The sequence below is a fragment of the Mycobacterium avium subsp. avium genome, from assembly GCF_009741445.1.
In the GTDB taxonomy this organism is placed as follows: Bacteria; Actinomycetota; Actinomycetes; order Mycobacteriales; family Mycobacteriaceae; genus Mycobacterium; species Mycobacterium avium.
Window position 1 is genome coordinate 3,738,797 of record NZ_CP046507.1, and the last position, 14,776, is coordinate 3,753,572.

At 68.7% G+C, this 14,776-nt stretch carries 13 protein-coding genes; 5 read left to right on the forward strand and 8 right to left on the reverse strand.

Features of this window, described 5'->3' with window-relative positions; translation table 11 throughout:
- Nucleotides 1-41: 41 nt before the first annotated feature.
- On the reverse strand, nucleotides 42-776 hold the full coding sequence (locus tag MAA44156_RS17400) for a hypothetical protein (RefSeq protein WP_023884595.1): 735 nt from the start codon (nucleotides 774-776) through the stop codon (nucleotides 42-44).
- Between MAA44156_RS17400 and MAA44156_RS17405 the strand changes: the two genes are divergently transcribed.
- Entirely contained in the window at nucleotides 753-1,391 is a 639-nt protein-coding gene (locus tag MAA44156_RS17405) for an MBL fold metallo-hydrolase (protein ID WP_009974914.1), read from the forward strand. The two genes, MAA44156_RS17400 and MAA44156_RS17405, sit on opposite strands and share 24 nt — an antisense overlap.
- Nucleotides 1,392-1,402: 11 nt before the next feature.
- On the opposite strand, the gene MAA44156_RS17410 is transcribed toward MAA44156_RS17405, so the two are convergent.
- Both MAA44156_RS17410 and MAA44156_RS17415 read right to left on the reverse strand, forming a co-directional pair.
- Nucleotides 1,403-3,070, reverse strand: coding sequence for an FAD-binding dehydrogenase (locus tag MAA44156_RS17410; RefSeq protein ID WP_023880344.1), 1,668 nt, complete (start codon nucleotides 3,068-3,070; stop codon nucleotides 1,403-1,405).
- Between the two features lie 45 nt (nucleotides 3,071-3,115).
- Entirely contained in the window at nucleotides 3,116-3,820 is a 705-nt protein-coding gene (locus MAA44156_RS17415; RefSeq protein WP_023880345.1) for a DUF2334 domain-containing protein, read from the reverse strand.
- Between the two features lie 127 nt (nucleotides 3,821-3,947).
- Here MAA44156_RS17415 and MAA44156_RS17420 point away from each other — a divergent pair, with 127 nt between their 5' ends.
- A complete protein-coding gene (locus tag MAA44156_RS17420; RefSeq protein ID WP_225601178.1) occupies nucleotides 3,948-5,564 on the forward strand; it encodes a DHA2 family efflux MFS transporter permease subunit in 1,617 nt (538 codons plus the stop codon).
- Between the two features lie 119 nt (nucleotides 5,565-5,683).
- A complete protein-coding gene (locus MAA44156_RS17425) occupies nucleotides 5,684-7,297 on the forward strand; it encodes a DHA2 family efflux MFS transporter permease subunit (RefSeq protein ID WP_023880346.1) in 1,614 nt (537 codons plus the stop codon).
- 5 nt (nucleotides 7,298-7,302) lie between these two features.
- Here MAA44156_RS17425 and MAA44156_RS17430 read toward each other — a convergent pair whose 3' ends face one another.
- Nucleotides 7,303-7,866, reverse strand: coding sequence for a TetR/AcrR family transcriptional regulator (locus MAA44156_RS17430; RefSeq protein ID WP_009974907.1), 564 nt, complete (start codon nucleotides 7,864-7,866; stop codon nucleotides 7,303-7,305).
- A gap of 96 nt (nucleotides 7,867-7,962) precedes the next feature.
- On the opposite strand from MAA44156_RS17430, the gene MAA44156_RS17435 reads away from it, so the two are divergent.
- Nucleotides 7,963-8,409 (forward strand): DoxX family protein, encoded by a 447-nt coding sequence (locus MAA44156_RS17435; protein ID WP_023880347.1) that lies wholly within the window; start codon nucleotides 7,963-7,965, stop codon nucleotides 8,407-8,409.
- Here the strand turns inward: MAA44156_RS17435 and MAA44156_RS17440 are convergent.
- Nucleotides 8,338-10,500, reverse strand: a complete 2,163-nt coding sequence (locus MAA44156_RS17440; protein WP_009974904.1) for a S9 family peptidase — start codon at nucleotides 10,498-10,500, stop codon at nucleotides 8,338-8,340. The two genes, MAA44156_RS17435 and MAA44156_RS17440, sit on opposite strands and share 72 nt — an antisense overlap.
- Entirely contained in the window at nucleotides 10,497-11,387 is an 891-nt protein-coding gene (locus tag MAA44156_RS17445) for a phosphoribosylaminoimidazolesuccinocarboxamide synthase (RefSeq protein WP_009974902.1), read from the reverse strand. The genes MAA44156_RS17440 and MAA44156_RS17445 overlap by 4 nt, the downstream gene beginning before the upstream one ends.
- 52 nt (nucleotides 11,388-11,439) lie before the next feature.
- Here MAA44156_RS17445 and MAA44156_RS17450 point away from each other — a divergent pair, with 52 nt between their 5' ends.
- A complete protein-coding gene (locus MAA44156_RS17450) occupies nucleotides 11,440-12,060 on the forward strand; it encodes a hypothetical protein (RefSeq protein WP_009974901.1) in 621 nt (206 codons plus the stop codon).
- Between the two features lie 38 nt (nucleotides 12,061-12,098).
- Here MAA44156_RS17450 and MAA44156_RS17455 read toward each other — a convergent pair whose 3' ends face one another.
- Nucleotides 12,099-13,346 carry a cytochrome P450 gene (locus MAA44156_RS17455; RefSeq protein ID WP_009974900.1) on the reverse strand — a complete coding sequence of 416 codons (1,248 nt, stop codon included), beginning with the start codon at nucleotides 13,344-13,346 and terminating at the stop codon, nucleotides 12,099-12,101.
- A complete protein-coding gene (gene purB / locus MAA44156_RS17460) occupies nucleotides 13,343-14,761 on the reverse strand; it encodes an adenylosuccinate lyase (protein WP_009974899.1) in 1,419 nt (472 codons plus the stop codon). Before purB ends, MAA44156_RS17455 begins: the two co-directional genes overlap by 4 nt.
- Nucleotides 14,762-14,776 lie beyond the last annotated feature (15 nt).

The window sequence follows — 14,776 nt, forward strand, 5'->3', positions numbered from 1 at the left end:
GTTTTCCGCGCCAACTCTACCGGCGAAAGCGCAGCTCGGGATCACGGGCACGAGGCGATGTAGGCCTCGCACAACGACGCGTTCATGGCGCTCAGCACCGGGTCGTCCGCCATCGCCGGCCACAGCGTCTGCGGCGGCGCCGACGACCACAGCGTCAGCTCGCTGATGGTGCTGCTGGCCGGGTGCGCCAGCAGATAGGTGTGCATCACCACCGGGCCGCTGATCACGGCGGCCATCCGGGTCGGCTCGTCGCTGGTCAGTGACGGCGATTCCTGCGGCGCGCGCTGCTGGCAGCCGCGCAGCGCGGCGACGGCGTTGCCGAACACCGTGGCCGCGACGGCGCCGCCGTGGGCGGTGTCGCCGCGCCAGTGCAGCACCTGCGCCTGCAGCTGCCACTGCCCGTCGGGATGGGCAACCGTCGAACGCGCCACCACCGCCGAGTCGCGCGGGTCCTGCGGCAGGGCCGGCGCGCCGCAGAGCTCCTCGAACCGGAAACGCGGGCCGGGCGCCGCGCCGGTGGTGTGCGCCGCCTGACCGGCGAGCGCGGGCCAGTGGTACACCGCATCCAGCGGCACCGCATGCTGATCGATCCACGCGGTGTTGGGGATCCGGTCGCATATCCCCGGGCAAGTCTCGGGCTCGCCGTACGCAGGAATGACGACGATCAGGGCAACCGCGAAGCTGCCGGCGACCACCATGGTGGCCAGGAAGACGCGCATCGGCAGCTTGTCCATCAAGGCACAATCGTAGATATGCAACTGACGCATTTCGGCCATTCGTGCCTACTTGCCGAGTTCGACCACACCCGAGTGCTCTTTGACCCCGGTACCTTCGCACACGGTTTCGAGGGCATCACCGGCCTCACCGCCATCTTGATCACCCATCAGCACCCCGACCACATCGACGCCACCCGGCTGCCGGCATTGCTCGAGGGTAACCCGGATGCCGCGCTGTACGCCGACCCACAGACCACCGCCCAACTGGGCGCACCCTGCCGGGCGGTGCACGTCGGCGACGAGCTGCAGATCGGCGAGCTGACGGTTCGCGCGGTCGGTGGTAAACATGCGGTGATCCACCCGGAAATCCCTGTGATAGAGAACATTTCGTTTCTGGTGGGCGACGGCGGCCATCGCGCCCGGTTGATGCATCCCGGCGACGCGCTGTTCGTGCCCGACGAGCCGGTGGACGTGCTGGCCACCCCGGCCGCGGCCCCGTGGATGAAGGTGTCCGAGGCGGTGGACTACCTGCGCGCCGTGGCGCCCGCCCGCGCCGTCCCCATCCACCAGGGCATCATCGCCCCGGACGCGCGCGGCATCTACTACGGCCGGCTCTCGGAGATGACCAGCACCGACTTCCAGGTGCTGCCCGAAGAGGACGCCGTCACCTTCTAGCGCTCGGCCTCTTAGGTGATGTCGTCGGCGACGCCGCGACCGGCAGCGCGGCCGGAGAAGATGCAACCGCCGAGGAAGGTGCCTTCCAACGCGCGATAGCCGTGCACCCCGCCGCCGCCGAATCCGGCCGCCTCGCCGGCCGCGTACAGTCCGGTGAGCGGGGTGCCGTCGGCGCCCAGCACCCGCGAGGCGAGGTCGGTTTCGATGCCGCCCAACGTCTTTCGCGTCAGGATATGCAGTTTGACCGCGATCAGCGGTCCGGCCTTCGCGTCGGTCAGCCGGTGTGGCGCCACCACCCGGCCCAGCCGGTCGCCCAGATAGCCGCGGGCGGCGCGGATCGCGGTGATCTGGCCGTCCTTGCTGAACCTGTTGGCCACCTCGCGGTCGCGGGCGGTGACCTCGGCCTCCACCGTGGCGTAGTCCAGCGGCGCCACGTCGGGCAGCTTGTTCATCGCGGTCACCAACTCACGCAAGGAATTCGCGCTGACGAAGTCCACCCCCCGGTCGACGAACGCCTGCACCGGTCCGGGCGGCCCGGAGCGCGCCCGGTTGCGCAGCAGTTCGCGCACGCTCTGCCCGGTCAGGTCGGGGTTCTGCTCCTGGCCGGAAAGCGCGAATTCCTTCTCGATGATCTTGGCGTTCAACACGAACCAGGTGTAGTCGAAGCCCGATTTGGTGATGTACTCCAACGTGCCGAGGGTGTCGAACCCCGGGTAGAGCGGAACCGGCAGCCGCTTGCCGTTGGCGTCCAGCCACAGCGAGGACGGGCCCGGGATGATGCGGATGCCGTGCCGCGGCCAGATCGGCTCGTAGTTGGTGATGCCCTCGGTGTAGTGCCACATCCGGTCCGGGTTGATCACCCGCGCACCGGCCCGCTGGGTGATCTCGATCATCCGGCCGTCGACATGTGCCGGCACACCGCTGAGCAATTGTTCGGGGACGCGGCCCATCCGCTTCGGCCAATTCTTGCGCACCAACTCGTGGTTGCCGCCGATGCCGCCACTGGTCACAATCACCGCGTCGGCGCGAAACTCGAACTGCGCTATGGTGTTTCGTGACGACGCGACACCGCGTGGCGCGGCGGAGGGCTCCAGCACGCTGCCCCGGACGCCGGTCACCGCGCCGCCCTCGACGATCAGTTCGTCGACCCGATGGCGGTGCGCGAAACGCACGGTCGAGCGATCCCGCAATCGGCGGGCGAAGATCTCGACCAGCGCCGGGCCGGTACCCCAGGTGATGTGGAAGCGGGGGACCGAATTGCCGTGTCCCTGTGCGCCATAGCCGCCGCGCTCGGCCCAGCCGACCAACGGGAAAAGCTTCAACCCCCGGGCACGCAACCAACTGCGTTTCTCGCCCGCGGCGAAATCGACATAGGCGTGCGCCCATTGGCGCGGCCAGAAGTCCTCGGGGCGGTCGAACGCCGCGGTGCCCAGCCAATCCTGCAGCGCGAGTTCATGGCTGTCGCGGATGCCCAGCCGGCGCTGCTCGGGGCTGTCGACGAAGAACAGGCCGCCGAACGACCAGAAGGCCTGCCCGCCCAGGTTGGCGCTGTTCTCCTGGTCCAGGACGAGCACCCGCAGGCCGCGGTCCACCAGTTCGCAGGCGGCGACCAGGCCCGCCAGTCCGGCCCCGACCACAATGGCATCCGCGCCGAAACCCGCCACCGATGAATCGCTCATGTCGGACCAGGGTAGTGCCCCGGCCGCCGCGCGCGACTCGCTTGGTCAGGCGGCGTCCAGGGCGGCCCGGTCGGAGCGCCAGCGATACACCGTCGGTTCGCAGTTGTGCATCAGGGCCAGGTCGACGGCGTCCAGCATGGCCTGCAACGGGCCGGGTTTGCGGAGATGGCGAGCCGCGACCGCCACCCGCACCACGCCGTGGCGGCGGGCGATCCGCTCGGCGGACAGCACCACCATCCGGCACCACCACGGCTCGCTGAGGAAGCCCTCGCCGATGCCGAGGACCCGGGCGCGCACGGTGCTGTGCCGGACCAGGTCGGTGATCCCGTGCAGGTCGGCCAGCAAGCGGAATCCGTTGCCCGGCAACGCCTTGACGACCCCGGGTGACACCACCCAGCCGGGCGCGGCGAACAGCCGGGTGCGCAGCCCGAGATGCTCGAGCACCCGGTCGGCGGCCATCAGCCTCAGGTTGGCCTCGTGCGCCCGCAGGATCGCGAACTCGCCGCGCCGCTTCTTGGTGGCAGCGTCGTCGTAGCCGTGCAGCACGATGGCGTCCCCACCGGCCCGGCGCCCGGTCAGCCATTCGACGGTTCGCGGGTCGCGGTCGAGCCGGTAGTCGCCGGACAGCCGGGGAGCCACCAGCAATGACACCGGCACGTTGCGCGCGTCCATTTGTGCGCAGAACGCCTCCACGTCGGGCAGGGTGCGTTCGCCGATGCCCGAGACGGAGACGATCAATTTTCCAGACACACCAGCAGTTTGACGATCTCAGGTGTCGGAATGGTGAAGGACACGCAGACAGCAGGCGTATATGCGCTCACCCAGCGCGATAACCGAATTGGCGGCCGCCGGGGCCGGCGAATCCGGTCTGTTCGATATGCTAAGCAACGCCATGGATGAGGCCCCGTACGCAGCGGCCAAAACGCCGCCGCATGCCCCGACCGGGCAGCCGGGCGGCACCGAACGGGAATACCCCGACAAGCTGGACGCCGCGCTGCTGCGGATCTCCGGTGTGTGCATCTTGGCCACCGTGATGGCGATCCTGGACGTCACGGTCGTCAGCGTCGCCCAGCGCACCTTCATCGACCAGTTCTCCTCCTCGCAGGCCGTGGTGGCCTGGACGATGACCGGCTACACGCTCGCCCTGGCCACCGTCATCCCGATCACCGGGTGGGCGGCGGACCGGTTCGGCACCAAACGACTGTTCATCGGCTCGGTGCTGGCCTTCATGCTGGGCTCGCTGCTGTGCGCGCTAGCGGCAAACATCTTGCAGCTCATCGTCTTTCGGGTGGTTCAGGGCATCGGCGGCGGCATGTTGCTGCCGTTGGGTTTCATGATCTTGACCCGGGAAGCGGGGCCGCGGCGGCTCGGGCGGCTGATGTCGATCCTGAGCATCCCGATGCTGCTCGCCCCGATCGGCGGCCCGATCCTGGGCGGATGGCTGATCGACACCTCGAGTTGGCGGTGGATCTTCTTGATCAACGTGCCGATCGGGCTGGTCACCGTCGCCCTGGCCGCCGTCGTGTTTCCCCGCGATCACCCGGCCCGCTCGGAGACCTTCGACGCCGTGGGCGTGCTGCTGCTCTCGCCGGGCCTGGCCACGTTCCTGTTCGCGGTGTCCTCCATCCCCGGCCGCGGCACCGTCGCGGACCGGCATGTGCTGATACCGGCGGCGATGGGGCTGACGCTGATCGCCGGGTTCGTCGGGCACGCCTGGCATCGCGCCGATCATCCGCTGATCGACCTGCGGCTGTTCCGCAATCCGGTGCTCACCCACGCCAACGTGACGATGCTGGTCTTCGCCACCGCCTTCTTCGGCGCCGGGCTGCTGCTGCCGAGCTATTTCCAGCAGGTGCTGCACCAAACGCCGATGCAGGCCGGCGTGCACATGATTCCCCAGGGACTCGGCGCCATGCTGACCATGCGGTTGACCGGACCGCTGGTGGACAGGCAGGGGCCGGGCAAGGTGGTGCTGGTCGGCATCGCGCTGATCACCGCCGGCCTGGGCGCCTTCGCCTTCGGGGTGGCCAGGCAGGCCCCCTACCTGCCGACGCTGCTGGCCGGGCTGGCGATCACCGGCCTAGGCATGGGCTGCACCATGATGCCGCTGTCCGTCGCGTCGGTGCAGGCGCTGGCCCCGCACCAAATCGCGCGCGGGACGACGCTGATGAGCGTCAGCCATCAAGTGGGTGGCTCGATGGGCACCGCGCTGATGTCGATGATCCTGACCAACCAGTTCAACCGCAGCCCCAACATCGTCGCCGCCAACAAGCTGGCCGCCCTGCACCAGAAGGCGGCCGCCGGTGGGACGCCGATCGACCAATCCGCAATACCCCGGCAATCGCTTGCTCCCGGTTTTTGGGGCAATGTGTTGCATGATCTTTCGCACGCCTATACCGCGGTATTCGTGATCGCCGTTGTGCTGGTGGTTTGCACCATCATTCCGGCGTCGTTTCTGCCGAAAAAGCCCGCCACCGAAACCGCCGGCAAATGACATAATCGCGCCGCCGGATCAGCACCAGCGCGTTTATCGCTTAACCACAGAAAACGAATTACACGCGTGCGAATAAGCGAATAGGGGTAAAACGCCTCAGCCGGGGCAACCCTGCGGATATGCTCAGCGGCGCCATGGAGAAGACCCGTTCTGCAGCTTTCAGCGTCCCGTTGGCCACCGCCTCGGGACCGTCCCTGCGCGACGACGAGTACCCCGACAAGCTCGATGCCGCGCTGTTCCGGATCGCCGGGGTCTGCGGGCTGGCCTGCATCATGGCCGTGCTGGACAGCACCGTCGTGGCCGTCGCCCAACGAACGTTCATCGCACAGTTCGGCGCCAACCAGGCCATCGTCTCGTGGACGATCGCCGGCTACATGCTGGCCTTCGCCACGGTCATCCCGATCACCGGCTGGGCGGCCGACCGGTTCGGCACCAAACGCCTGTTCATGGGCTCGGTGCTGATTTTCACGCTGGGCTCGCTGCTGTGCGCGGTGGCGCCAAACATATTGCTGCTCATCCTGTTTCGCGTGGTGCAAGGCGTCGGTGGCGGCATGTTGTTGCCGCTCAGCTTCGTCATCCTGACGCGGGAGGCCGGACCCAAGCGGGTCGGCCGGCTGATGGCGGTCGGCGGAATCCCGATCCTGCTCGGCCCGATCGGGGGCCCTATCCTGGGCGGCTGGCTGATCGGGGCCTATGGCTGGAAGTGGATCTTCCTGATCAACCTGCCGATCGGGCTGACCGCCTTCGCGCTGGCGGCGCTCTTGTTCCCCAAGGACCGCTCGGCCCCGTCGGAGGCGCTCGACATCACCGGCGCGCTGCTGCTGTCACCGGGCGTGGCGATCTTTTTATGCGGGGTGTGTTCCATTCCGGGACGGCACACGGTGGCCGACCGCTATGTGCTGGTGCCGGCGCTGGTCGGCCTGGTCTTGATCGCGGCGTTCATCCTGCACGCCTGGTATCGCACCGAGCACCCCCTGATCGACCTGCGGCTGTTCCGGAACCCGGTGGTGACGCAGGTCAATGTGACGCTGCTGGTGTTCGCGGCCGCCTCGGTGGGCGTCGGGTTGCTGGTCCCGAGCTACTTCCAGATCGTCGGCCATGAGACGCCGATGCAGTCGGGCCTGCACATGCTGCCGATCGGTGTCGGCGCCGTGTTGACCATGCCGCTCGGTGGGGCCGTCATGGACAAGCACGGGCCCGGCAAGATCGTGCTGACCGGTCTGCCGCTGATGGCGGTGGGTCTGGCGGTGTTCACCTACGGCGTGGCCAGGCAGGCCGCGTATTCCCCGGTCCTGGTGTGCGGACTCGCGATCATGGGCCTGGGCATCGGCCTGACCACCACGCCGCTGTCGGCGGCGCTGATGCAGGCGCTGGCGCCGCATCAGGTCGCCCGCGGGACCACGCTGATCAGCGTGAACCAGCAGGTCGGCGGGTCGATCGGGGCCGCGCTCATGGCGGTCATCCTGACCAACCAGTTCAACCGCAATCCGGCCCTGATGGCGGCGAACGAGGCGGCCGGGATGCACCCGGTCACCGGCAAGCGCGGCCTGCCGGTGGATCCGTCGGCCGCGCCGCGCCCGGCCATGACCCCCGAGCTGGCCGGCCACGTGTCGCACCACTTGTCGCACGCCTACACGGCCGTCTTCGTGCTGGCCGTCGTGCTGGTGGCCTGCACCATCATTCCGGCGTCCTTCCTCCCCCGGAAGCCGCCGAGCCCGCCCGCCGGCGACTGACCCGGTCAGCCGGCGAACAGCATCGTCGCGATCCGCCGGACCGTGTCCATCGGGTCGGCCGCCCGGACCGCGGCGTCGACGGCGTCGTTGAGCCACAGCGTGGCGAAACCGTGCACCAGCGACCACGCCGCCAGTTCGGCGCCGCCCGGGTCGGCCCGGGCGTGCGGGTCGCGCAACGTCGCCACGCCGCGGGAAAGCTCCGCGCCGGCCGCCGCCTCGGCGGCGGCCAGGCCGCCGTCGGACGCATCGAGCAGCGACCTGTTGAACATCACCTGGTAGTGGCCGGGGTGGTCGAGGGCGAACCGCACATACGCCAGGGCGGCATCGGCGAAATCGCCCCGCGCGTCGGCCAGCGCCTGGGTCAACAGCTCAAAGCCCTGGGTGGCCAGCGCCGTGAACAGCCCGCGCCGATCGGTGAAGTGATGCGCCGGCGCGGCGTGCGAGACGCCGGCGCAGCGGGCCAGCTCGCGCAGCGAGACGCGCTCGGCGCCGCGCTCGGCCACCAGCCGCGCGGCTTCGGCCAGGATCACCGCGGGCAGGTCGCCGTGGTGGTAGCTGTGGCGAGTCATCCGGCCAGCATACCGCCTATCTTGACAATGACTAGATACCGAGGGTAGCTTCGGCGGTCTGAGCTCTTGTCAGTGTCTAGATTGCGGGAGGTTGGGATGGCGCCGTTGATCACCCTGGTGGTGGGCAGCCTGGTGGCGTGGGTGGTGGGCCGACTGGGCGTGGGCTACGTCGACGGTTGGGCCCCGGCGCTGGCCGTCGGACTGGCCGCGATGTTCGTGCTGACCGGGATCGCGCACTTCGCGCCGCCACTGCGCGCGGACCTGGTCGCCATCGTTCCGCCCCGGTTGCCCGCACCCGGCCTGCTGGTCAGTCTCACCGGGGTGCTCGAGCTGCTGGGCGCGCTCGGCCTGTTGCTGCCGGCAACCCGGGCGGCCGCGGCCGGCTGCCTGCTGGTGTTGATGCTGGCCATGTTCCCGGCCAACATCCACGCCTCGCGGATGCCCGACCCGCCCAAATCGATGACGACCCGACTACCCCTGCGGATCGGGATGGAGATCGTCTTTCTGGCCGCCGCCGTAGCGGTCGCCCTCGGCGGCCGCTAGCAGCCACGCGTACTGGTAGGCGGTTTCCTCCCATGCCTTGTAGCGGCCGCTGACGCCACCGTGCCCGGCGTTCATCTGGGTCTTCAACAGGAACGGGCCGCCGGCCGGGTTGGCATGCCGCAGTGCGGCAACCCATTTCGCCGGCTCCACGTAGTACACCCTGGTGTCGTTGAGCGACGTCATCGCCATGATCGCCGGATACCGCCTGGCCTCGACGTTCTCATAGGGCGAGTAGGACTTCATGTAGAAGTAGACGTCCTTGTCCGCCAGTGGGTTTCCCCATTCGTCCCACTCGGTGACGGTCAGCGGCAGCGACGGATCCAGGATGGTGGTCAGCGGATCGACGAACGGCACCTGCGCGAGTATCCCGGCGAACAGCTCCGGAGCCAGGTTGGCCACCGCCCCCACCAGCAAGCCGCCGGCACTGCCGCCCAGCGCCACCAGCCGATCCGGCCGGGTGACATTCGACTCCACCAAATGCCTTGCCGCCGAGACGAAGTCGGTGAAGGTGTTCTTCTTCTCCAGAAGCTTGCCGTGCTCGTACCACAGCCGGCCCATCTCGCCGCCACCGCGCACGTGTGCGATCGCGAACACCATGCCGCGGTCCAGCAGCGACAGCCGGGCGATGGAGAAGCTCGGATCGATGCAGATCTCGTAGGCGCCGTAGCCGTAAATCAGTGCGGGAGAAGGGAATTCAATGTCGACACGGTGCACGATGGACACCGGTACGCGGGTGCCGTCGTCGGCGACGGCCCAGTCGCGCCGTTCGACGTAGTCGGCGGGCCGGTAATCCCCCAGTACGGGTTGCTCGCGCAGCAGGCTCCGCTCCCCGGTGACGAAGTCGATGTCGTAGACCCGCGCCGGGATGACCAACGAGCCGGCCCTGATCCGCAGCCGGGGCGCCGACCAGTTCGGGTTGCCGGCCAGCCCGGCCGACATCAGCTCGGAGTCGAACGAAATCTCTTCGGGCCGCGCGTATGTGCCGTCGGCGTCGATGCGCCACAGCTGCAGCCGCGGCAGCGCCGCACGCCGGTAGCTGATGACCAGGTGGCCTTCGAAGGCGTCCACCGCGTCGAGCCGGACGTCGTCGCGGTGCGGGATCAGGGTGCGCTGCCGGGTCGGATCGCTGACCGGGGCCTCGGTGAGGGTGAAGTTCACCGCGCCGTCGTTGTGCAGGATCAAAAACCGGTCCTGCCCGCCGACCACCGCATGCTCGACCGAGTACTCGACACCTTCGCGGCGCGGCAGCACCACGGTGAACTGCGCGTGCGGGTCGGCGGCGTCGGCGTAGCGGAATTCGGAGGTGATCGAGGAGCCCGAGGCGATCATGACGTAGGCCTCGCTTCGGGTGAGACCCACGCCGAGCCAGAACTTCTCGTCAGCTTCGTGATAGACCAGCTCGGGTGCCTCGCCGGAGCCTGCCCGGTACCGCCACACCTTGTCGGGGCGGTGTGCCGCATCCAGGGTGAGGTAGTACACGGTGCGGTTGTCGGCGGCCCAGGTGGCTCCCGCCGCGATGTCGGCGATCTCGTCCGGATACAGTTCACCGGTCCGTAAGTCCTTGAACCGCAACGTATAACGTTCGTCGCCGACGGTGTCGACGGAATACGCCAGCAGGTTCCCGTCCAGGCTGACGGTGGCGGCGCCGAGCGCGAAGAACTCGTGACCCTCGGCTTCGACGTTCGAATCGAGCATGATCTGCTCGCCCGGGATGTCGGTGTCCTCGTCCAGGTTCGGCGGATTCCAGTCATCGGGATCGGCTACGGGACAACGGCATTGGACGCGATACTGCTTGCCTTCATAGGTGCGGGCGTAGTACCACCACCGGCCCTGCCGGGTCGGCACGGACAGGTCGGTCTCTTTGGTGCGCGCCTTGATCTCGTCGAAGATCTGCTGGCGCAGCGGGGCCAGGTGGGCGGTCATCCGGTCGGCGTAGTCGCTCTCCGCCTCGAGGTGGGCGATGACGTCGGGGTCGGTCTTCTCCCGCAACCACTCGTAGGGGTCGACGAAGACGTCGCCGTGATGCTCGCGCCGGGTGTCCACCCGCTTGGCGACGGGCGGCACGGAGGTGGCCAGGTGGGTCTCGGTCATGCGCGCGGACCGATCCAGTCGTCGAAACGCAGCCCGGAAATGCGTTCGTAGGCTTCGATATAGCGGTTGCGGGTGGCCTCGATGATGTGGTCGGGCAGGGGTGGGGGCGGTTCGGTGCCGTGCCGGTCCCAGCCGGATTCGGGGCTGGTGAGCCAGTTGCGGACGAACTGTTTGTCGAAGCTGGTCTGTGGCACGCCGACCCGGTATTCGTCGGCCGGCCAGTACCGCGACGAGTCCGGGGTGAAGATCTCGTCGGCCAGCAGAAGATTGCCATCCGGGTCGGTGCCGAACTCGAACTTGGTGTCCGCGATGATGATTCCCTTCCGTAGCGCGTGGTCGGCGGCCTGGACGTAGATCTGCAACGTGCGGTCGCGCAGCTGGTTGGCCCGCACCCCGCCGACCATCTCGATCACCCGGGCAAAGGAGATGTTCTCGTCGTGGTCGCCCAGGGCGGCCTTGGTCGCCGGGGTGAACAGCGGCTCGGCGAACTTGCTCGCCTCGACCAGTCCGGGCGGCAACGCAATGCCGCAGACCTTGCCGGTCGCCTGGTAGTCCAGTAGCCCCGAGCCGGTCAGGTAGCCGCGCGCCACGCATTCCACCGGGAGCATCTCGAGCTGGCGCACCACCAGCGCGCGGCCCAGCACCTCGTCGGGAATGCGCGGGTCGTCGGGCGGTCCGGCCAGGTGGTTGGGGGCATCGACGAGGCCGAAGAAAAAGACGCTCATCGCCGTCAGGATGCGGCCCTTGTCCGGGATGGTGCTGTCCAGCACGAAGTCGTACGCCGAGATCCGGTCGGTGGCGACCAACAGCAGGTGCTCGTCGTCGACGCGATACAGCTCACGGACCTTGCCGCTGACCAGATGCTGGTAGTCCGACAGTGCAGGCATCCGGTCAGCCTATCGGGCACCGGGACGCCGGCCGTGTGCTGGGATCGAGGCTATGACACCGCGGTTTCTGCCCTACTCCACCAGGCCCGGGCGGCTGGCCGCCCAGCTGTTCAGCGACCTCGCCGTCGTCATCTGGACCGGACTGTGGATCCTGGTCGGGCTGGCGGTTTACGACGCCATCGCCACCATCGCCGACGCCGGCCGGCAGGTCGAGAGCGGCGCGCACGGCGTCGCCGGCAACCTGGCCTCCGCCGGTCACGGCGCCCAGCACATTCCGGTGGTGGGCGACACCGTCAGCAAGCCGCTCAACTCCGCCAGCCAGGCCGCGCTGGACATGGCCGGCGCCGGTCACGACCTGGACGTGGCGGCGAGCTGGCTGGCGGTGCTGCTGGCGATGGCAGTGGTGGCGCTGCCGATCCTGGTCGCGGTGGGGCCGTGGTTGTTCCTGCGGCTTCGCTTCTTTCGGCGCAAGCTGACGGTCACCGCGTTGGCCGCCACCCCGGCCGGCGCCCAATTGCTGGCGCTGCGCGCGCTGGCGAACCGCCCGCCACGGAAGTTGACCGCCGTCAGCGCGGACCCGGTCGGCGGTTGGCGACGCGAGGATCCCGCCACCATCCGGGCGCTGGCCGCGCTGGAATTACAGTCGGCCGGTATCGCGATCCGCGGGATGTAGCGGCAGCGCCCGCGCCTCGACGTCGGCGAACCGGCCCGTCACTGTTCTTCGCGGAGTTCCACGACCAGGTGCCGGATGCCGGTGTGCCGATTGCTGCGGGCCCATTCGACCGGCCGGACCACCCGCACCGCGCCGAACCGGGACAGCAACTCCTCGAACAGCACCCGCAGCTCCAGCCGGGCCAGGTTGGCGCCCAGGCAGTAGTGCACACCCTGACCAAAACCCAAGTGCGGGTTGGGTTTTCGGGTGACGTCGAATTCGTCGGCGCGGTCGAACACGCTGGCGTCGCGATTCGCCGAGCCCTCCCAGATCTGCACCTTCTGCCCGGCCTTGATCGATTGGCCGCCGAGCGTGGCATCGCGGGTGGCGGTGCGCCGCTTGGACGGCGAGGGCGAGGTCCAGCGCACCATCTCCTCGACGGCCCTCGGCAGCGCCCCCAGATCGTCACGCAGCCAACGCAATTGCTCCGGATGCTCGGCCAGCGCCAGCAGCCCGCCCGCAACCGCGTTGCGGGTGGTTTCCGCCCCGGCGCTGAACAACAGGCTGAAGAACAGGTACAGCTCGAGGTCGGAAAGGGCCGGCGCCGCAGCGTCATCCAGCGTCGCGTTGGCGACCACCGACAACATGTCGTCGGTCGGCTCGGCGCGCTTGGCGGCGATCAACTGCTGGCCGTACTCGTACATCCGCGAACCGGCTTCTGCCTCGGACAGCTGCGACAACGCCGCCTTGCGGGAGCCGCCGAAATCGAACTGCGGCTCGATCGCCTGAAACAACCAATGCCGTTCGGACTCGGGCACTCCCAGCAGGATGCAGATCATCTGCATCGGCAGCTCGGCGGCGATGTCGACCAGAAAGTCGAACGGCTCGCCCGGCACCACCGCGTCCAGCAGCCGGCGCGCCCTGGCCCGCAGGTCGTCTTCGACCAGGCGGATCATCCGCGGCGTCAAGCCGGAGCTGACCAGCCGCCGGATCTGGGAATGCCGCGGATCGTCCATCATGTTCAGCACCTGGCCGGCGATCGCCAGGTCCTGCAGCAGCGTCCCGCCGTACGGGCGTTCACCACCGGTCACCGACGAGTAGGTCGCCGGATCCTTGAGCACCTCAAGGGTTTCCGCATAGGAGGCCACCGACCAGAAGCCCTCGCCGTCCGGGGTGTTGTCCGTCGGCTCATGCCAGTACACCGGCGCCTCGCGCCGATGCACGGCGAACAGGTGGTGCGGAAATCCGTTGGCGAAGTTGTCCAGATCGGTGAAGTCGATCTGCGAAAGCGTGCCGGCGAGAGTCACAGGATGGCCCCCGGGGTGTACTTGGCCGCGTCCGGGTAGCGGCTCACCAGGGCGTCCACCTGGGCGGCCACCTCGTCCACCTGGTCGGCGGCGGCGCCGGTGAACGCCCGCCTGTCGGCCAGCGCGGCGTCCAGGGCCGCCCGGTCCAGCGGCAGCCGCTCGTCGGCGGCCAGCCGCTCCAACAGGTCGGGCTCGGCGCCGTGTTCCCGCATCGCCAGCGCGGTGGCCACCGCGTGCTCGCGGATCACGTGATGCGCGGCCTCGCGGCCCATCCCGGCGCGCACCGCGGCGATCAACACCTTGGTGGTGGCCAAGAACGGCAGGTAGCGGTCCAGCTCGCGACCGATCACCGCCGGGTAGGCGCCGAACTCGTCGAGCACCGTCAGAAACGTCTCGATCTGCCCGTCGATGGCAAAGAAGCTGTCCGGCAATGCAACTCGGCGCACCACCGAGCAGAACACGTCGCCCTCGTTCCACTGCGCGCCGGCCAGTTCGGCGGCCATCGAGGCGTAGCCGCGCAGCACCACCTGCAGGCCGTTGACCCGTTCGCAGCTGCGGGTGTTCATCTTGTGCGGCATCGCCGACGACCCGACCTGACCCGGCGCGAATCCCTCGGTGACCAGTTCGTGCCCGGCCATCAACCGGATGGTGTGCGCCATCGACGAGGGGCCCGCGCCCAGCTGCACCAGCGCGGAGATCACGTCGTGGTCCAGCGACCGCGGGTACACCTGCCCGACGCTGGTCAAAACCGTTGAGAAACCCAGGAATTCGGCGACCCGCCGCTCGAGTTCGGCGAGCTTGGCCGGGTCGCCGCCGAGCAGGTCAAGCATGTCCTGCGACGTGCCCATCGGGCCCTTGATGCCGCGCAACGGGTAACGGTCGATCAACTCGCGCAGCCGGGCCAACGCGATCAGCGTCTCCTGGGCGGCCGAGGCGAATCGCTTGCCCAAGGTGGTGGCCTGGGCGGCGACGTTGTGGCTGCGCCCGGCCATCACCAGGTCGCGGTAGGCCACCGCCCGTTCGGCCAGCCGCGCGGCGACCGCGACGCCGTGGGCGAAGACCAGTTCCAGCGAGCGCCGGATCTGCAGCTGCTCGACGTTCTCGGTCAGATCCCGGCTGGTCATGCCCTTGTGCACGTGCTCGTGGCCGGCCAGCGCGTTGAATTCCTCGATGCGGGCCTTGACGTCGTGGCGCAGCAGGCGTTCGCGGTCCGCGATCGAGGCCAGATCGACGTCCTCGAGCACCCGCTCGTAGTCCGCGATCGCCTCGGCGGGAACCGCGACACCCAACTGTTGCTGCGCGCGCAGCACCGCGAGCCACAGCCGCCGCTCGGCGACCACCTTGGCTTCCGGCGACCAGATCGCAACCATCTCGGCACTGGCGTACCGGGCAGCCAGCACATTCGGAATGCTCACAGACATAGAGCTTAC

What these genes read in the sequence shown, in the direction of transcription:
- MAA44156_RS17445 (WP_009974902.1), bottom strand. Translation starts at nt 11,387, where the DNA reads ATGCCTGCACTGTCGGACTACCAGCATCTGGTCAGCGGCAAGGTCCGT.
- MAA44156_RS17435 (WP_023880347.1), top strand. Translation starts at nt 7,963, where the DNA reads ATGGCGCCGTTGATCACCCTGGTGGTGGGCAGCCTGGTGGCGTGGGTG.
- MAA44156_RS17440 (WP_009974904.1), bottom strand. Translation starts at nt 10,500, where the DNA reads ATGACCGAGACCCACCTGGCCACCTCCGTGCCGCCCGTCGCCAAGCGG.
- MAA44156_RS17410 (WP_023880344.1), bottom strand. Translation starts at nt 3,070, where the DNA reads ATGAGCGATTCATCGGTGGCGGGTTTCGGCGCGGATGCCATTGTGGTC.
- MAA44156_RS17425 (WP_023880346.1), top strand. Translation starts at nt 5,684, where the DNA reads ATGCTCAGCGGCGCCATGGAGAAGACCCGTTCTGCAGCTTTCAGCGTC.
- MAA44156_RS17430 (WP_009974907.1), bottom strand. Translation starts at nt 7,866, where the DNA reads ATGACTCGCCACAGCTACCACCACGGCGACCTGCCCGCGGTGATCCTG.
- MAA44156_RS17450 (WP_009974901.1), top strand. Translation starts at nt 11,440, where the DNA reads ATGACACCGCGGTTTCTGCCCTACTCCACCAGGCCCGGGCGGCTGGCC.
- MAA44156_RS17400 (WP_023884595.1), bottom strand. Translation starts at nt 776, where the DNA reads ATGGCCGAAATGCGTCAGTTGCATATCTACGATTGTGCCTTGATGGAC.
- MAA44156_RS17405 (WP_009974914.1), top strand. Translation starts at nt 753, where the DNA reads ATGCAACTGACGCATTTCGGCCATTCGTGCCTACTTGCCGAGTTCGAC.
- MAA44156_RS17420 (WP_225601178.1), top strand. Translation starts at nt 3,948, where the DNA reads ATGCTAAGCAACGCCATGGATGAGGCCCCGTACGCAGCGGCCAAAACG.